Consider the following 4,124-nt stretch of genomic DNA (forward strand, 5'->3'; position numbering starts at 1 on the left):
ACCCGAATCTGATGGTTTGATTCTCGTTAGAGATGTGGCTGGTTAGGAGTTTTTTGGGGGAGGGTCAAGCCCATCACTGATCTGCTTTGTCTTCCGCAACTGCGCACTTGGAAACTAGCTCTAACACCAACTCTGCTATGCGATCCCGATCCTTCGGCGAAGGATCTTTGAAGCTACCCCAATTAGATTGAAATTCCGCACGGTATTTTTCGATCAGCGCAATCAACTCTACAAAAATGTCACTCGACTCTATGGAAAAATCTCTAGGATTTAAAGCTTCGAGTTCCAATGCCAAATCTATGAGCCGATCCCTATACTTGCCTTTAGCTCGCAAAAGGACCAACGCACTGTTTTGCACTCTCTCAACTAGACTGGCGTCCTCGCCCATGGCTACCTCAGTTCGAAAACTTGGACGGTTTTCCATAGTCGAGATATCAACCAAGAACCCCAGCGATCTCTGCTTTCACGCCGTCCATGGTCCCCAGGCCATCAACGCCCTTCAGCAAACCCTTCGCATGGTAATACCCGATCAGCGGAGACGTCTGCTTATAATACGCCATAAGTCGGATCTTCAGGCTTTCCGCGTTGTCATCCGCACGCGCAACCCCGCCAGCAGCAACCGCTTCAGCGGCGCGGCCAACGATGCGGTCGACCAAAATCTCGTCGTTCACCTGCAACTCAATCGCGTGATCAAGAACTTCGCCCTGCTCTTCCATCAACGCACCCAATGCATCCGCTTGCGCCAATGTGCGTGGGAAGCCGTCAAAGATGAAACCGCCAGCTTTGTCGCCCTGCAATTTCTCGCGGATCAGACCGATCACGATCTCGTCCGTGACCAAGTCACCACGCGCCATGACATCTGCTACAACCTTGCCCATTTCGGTGCCACTGTCTTTGGCCTCGCGAAGCATATCCCCCGTGCTGAGCTGGATCATGCCGCGCTCTTCAACGAGCATTGCGGCTTGTGTCCCTTTACCCGCTCCGGGTGGTCCTAGCAGAATAATATTTGTCATCGGCGAACTGGGCTCCGTTTTTTGCGTCCTTTGCCGCCCTTACCGCGCAGCTGTGATTTCTGGATCAGACCTTCATACTGATGCGCGAGTAAGTGGCTCTGCACCTGTTGGATCGTATCCATGGTGACCGATACAACGATCAAAACCGACGTGCCACCAAAATAGAAGGGGATGGCGAATTGGCCGCGGATGACTTCTGGCAAGAGGCAAACCAAAGTAAGGTAGGCAGCGCCAAGAACCAGCAAACGCGATACGACAAACTCCAGGTATTCAGCAGTCTTCTTACCCGGGCGCACACCCGGGACAAAGCCGTTCTGGCTTTTTAGATTGTCGGCAACATCATCGACTTTGAAGCTGACGTTGAACGTGTAGAAGAACGTGAAGAACACGATCATCGCCGCGAAGAACAGCAGATACAAAGGCTGGCCAGGTCCGAAATACGCCATAAGCGTGGACATGACTGGACCGGTGGAATTGCCGGAGAATGTCGAAATAGTTGCAGGCAACAGCAGCAAAGAGGATGCAAAGATCGCAGGAATAACGCCCGCGGGGTTCACTTTCACCGGCAGGTGCGAACTGGAGCCTTCTTGTACCTTCATGCCGACCTGACGGCGCGGGTACTGGATATGGATCTTGCGCAGCGCACGTTCCATGAACACCACAAAGGCAATGGTGACGACCACCATTAAAATAACTCCGACGATAACTGCCGGGCTGATTGCGCCAGAGCGGCCAGAGGCAAAGAACTGCGCCAGTGCGGCAGGAACTTCGGCAATGATACCGACGAAAATGATAAGCGAAATACCGTTGCCGATGCCGCGCGCGGTGATTTGCTCGCCCAGCCACATCAGGAACATAGTGCCGCCAACCAGCGTAATCAGGCAGGCCACGCGGAAGAACATCCCGCCCTCGGTGACCAGACCGCCCGCTTCAAGGCTGACCGCAAGCCCATAGGCCTGCATCGTCGCCAAGGCCACGGTGCCATAACGTGTGTATTGGTTGATTTTCTTTTGGCCCTGCTGGCCTTCTTTTTTCAGTTGCTCAAGCGCTGGAACCATCGAGGTCAGCAGCTGAACAATAATAGAGGCCGAAATATAGGGCATAATGCCAAGGGCAAAGATGCCCATCCGGCCCAGCGCGCCGCCAGTGAACATGGAAACCATGCCACCAATGCCCTGCCCTGCACTTTCCATAAACTCACGCAACGCGCCGCCATCGATACCCGGGACAGGAATAAACGTGCCCAAACGGTAAACGATCAACAGACCGAGCGTGAAAAGGATGCGATTGCGAAGATCAGTGGCTTTGCCAAGGGCGGCCCAACTTGTGTTGGCTGCCATTTGTTCTGCTGCGGATACCATGAACGGCTCTCTTTTGAATGTAAAACGCCGCCGAAGCGTTTTCAGCTCAGGCGGCATTTAGGAAAACGTCTAGAGGTATGTAGTGGGCCAAGCGGCCCGTCACAACCTGTTATTCAGCCGCAACCGCTTTTGTGACTGTAAGTGAGCCGCCTGCTTTTTCGACAGCTTCTACCGCTGCTTTTGATGCGCCAGTCACTGTGATGTTCAGCTTGGACGTGATTTCGCCCTTCGCCAGAACACGCACACCGTCTTTGATGCGGCGAACGAGACCGGAAGCCACCAGGGATTCCTCGGTGATCGCTGCTTTTGCGTCGATCTTGCCTGCATCTACGAATTTCTGGATCAAACCAAGGTTCACAACTGCATGTGTCTTGGAGTTGATGTTGTTGAAGCCACGCTTTGGAAGGCGTTGATAGATCGGCATCTGGCCGCCTTCAAAACCTTTGATCGCTACACCCGAACGGGATTTCTGACCTTTGATACCACGGCCACCGGTTTTACCCATGCCCGAACCGGCACCACGGCCAATGCGCTTGCGCTTTTTCGTTGCACCTGGATTGTCGTGCAGTTCATTCAGTTTCATGTCGCTTCTCCTTTGCCGGATGCGACCCCCAGCGACGGGAGTGGCCGAACGCGGCGTATGATTGATTCGTACGTGGCACGGATTGCCACCTGCGGGCGTATAGTCGGGGTGGGGGTTTGTGGCAAGGGGAGAAGGAGCGGTTCAGTCAGTTGTTATGGCAAATATCTGCTCTGCGGGACTTTCCCGACATTGATGTTTGGGCATGTTGCTGACGCAGCATTGCCTCGCGCCCGCAGCACGGGAAATTCGGCGGCGCAGTAGTTTTCACTGAACCAGCCATTCAAACGAGCAAAAACGGGTGGAAACCAAACTGACCTTTTGCAGGACCTTGCATGAACTCGAAAGACGCGGACCAAAACGGTCCTTGACCATTATTCAACAAATGGCTGGTTTCGGTGTTTTTCAACCGGTTGCTCATTCTAACCCGCAACAATGCATGGGCACCGACCAAACTGCCGGCCGTCGCGTCATTTATCCTTTGGCTTTGCTAATTGCCTAGGGTTTTTCCACAAACTTGGCGACATGGTCGTGGTAGTGCTGCAAAGCAGGCTCATTGCGGCCGAACACGAAGGCTTCATTGGCCTTTGAACCAAGGGTTTTCTGGATCTTAAAGCCCATATCGTAGTCTTCGTCTTTTACGGCCATCAGGACCAGATCGCTGAACGCTTTTGTATTGGCGACCTCTTCGTCTGTCTCGGGTCTTTTCGCGCACATAATAGATTGGCGTGTCACCGTGGTTTCCGGCGTTGGGCCGGGGAAAACTTGGCTGACGAGGCAATGATCGCCCAACACACCGGATATCGAGGTGTTCGGGAAAACCGAGTGGATCAGGCGAATATGTTCTGAAGGATCACCCCATGTGTCCTGTTCCACGCGCGCAATTTCTTTCAGGGATTTACGCCCGAACACGATGCGTTGATGGGGACCATAGGTGTCGTGCAACATCAGGTTGCCAACGGTGTATTTGCCGACGGTTTCGGCGTGCAATGTATTGTGGTGATAGGCTTCAAGATAGCCGTCCCACGCGACTTTCCATCCAGGGCCGTCAATGTCGCGTTGTTCGTAGAGACACCAATTCGCCAGATCGAGGGTTTCTAATTCATAGGCAAAATCACCCAGCCAGTCATCAATATCAAAGGTCTTGCCGGGGGTCAGACAGACCCAGAC

5 protein-coding genes are annotated in these 4,124 nt (G+C 53.5%); all 5 read right to left on the reverse strand.

From position 1 onward, the window contains the following. Positions 1 to 73: 73 nt before the first annotated feature. Positions 74 to 388 (reverse strand): hypothetical protein, encoded by a 315-nt coding sequence (locus tag WBC85_RS13880; protein ID WP_424438369.1) that lies wholly within the window; start codon positions 386 to 388, stop codon positions 74 to 76. Positions 389 to 434: 46 nt separating this feature from the next. Then, positions 435 to 1,013 (reverse strand): adenylate kinase, encoded by a 579-nt coding sequence (locus WBC85_RS13885; protein ID WP_424438372.1) that lies wholly within the window; start codon positions 1,011 to 1,013, stop codon positions 435 to 437. Beyond that, positions 1,010 to 2,374 (reverse strand): preprotein translocase subunit SecY, encoded by a 1,365-nt coding sequence (secY, locus tag WBC85_RS13890; RefSeq protein WP_424438375.1) that lies wholly within the window; start codon positions 2,372 to 2,374, stop codon positions 1,010 to 1,012. The genes WBC85_RS13885 and secY overlap by 4 nt, the downstream gene beginning before the upstream one ends. Before the next feature lie 109 nt (positions 2,375 to 2,483). Further along, positions 2,484 to 2,957: a 50S ribosomal protein L15 gene (rplO, locus tag WBC85_RS13895; RefSeq protein WP_424438378.1), complete on the reverse strand. Its 474-nt coding sequence runs from the start codon at positions 2,955 to 2,957 to the stop codon at positions 2,484 to 2,486. A 495-nt stretch (positions 2,958 to 3,452) separates the two neighbouring features. Next, a partial coding sequence (locus WBC85_RS13900) for an SRPBCC family protein (protein ID WP_424438381.1) occupies positions 3,453 to 4,124 on the reverse strand: 672 nt, incomplete at its 5' end.

The organism is Planktotalea sp. (assembly GCF_049680325.1).
Taxonomy (GTDB): Bacteria; Pseudomonadota; Alphaproteobacteria; order Rhodobacterales; family Rhodobacteraceae; genus Planktotalea.

Excerpts from the sequence above, each read along its gene's own strand:
- WBC85_RS13880 (WP_424438369.1), bottom strand. The coding sequence starts at position 388 with ATGGGCGAGGACGCCAGTCTAGTTGAGAGAGTGCAAAACAGTGCGTTG.
- WBC85_RS13885 (WP_424438372.1), bottom strand. The coding sequence starts at position 1,013 with ATGACAAATATTATTCTGCTAGGACCACCCGGAGCGGGTAAAGGGACA.
- secY (WP_424438375.1), bottom strand. The coding sequence starts at position 2,374 with ATGGTATCCGCAGCAGAACAAATGGCAGCCAACACAAGTTGGGCCGCC.
- rplO (WP_424438378.1), bottom strand. The coding sequence starts at position 2,957 with ATGAAACTGAATGAACTGCACGACAATCCAGGTGCAACGAAAAAGCGC.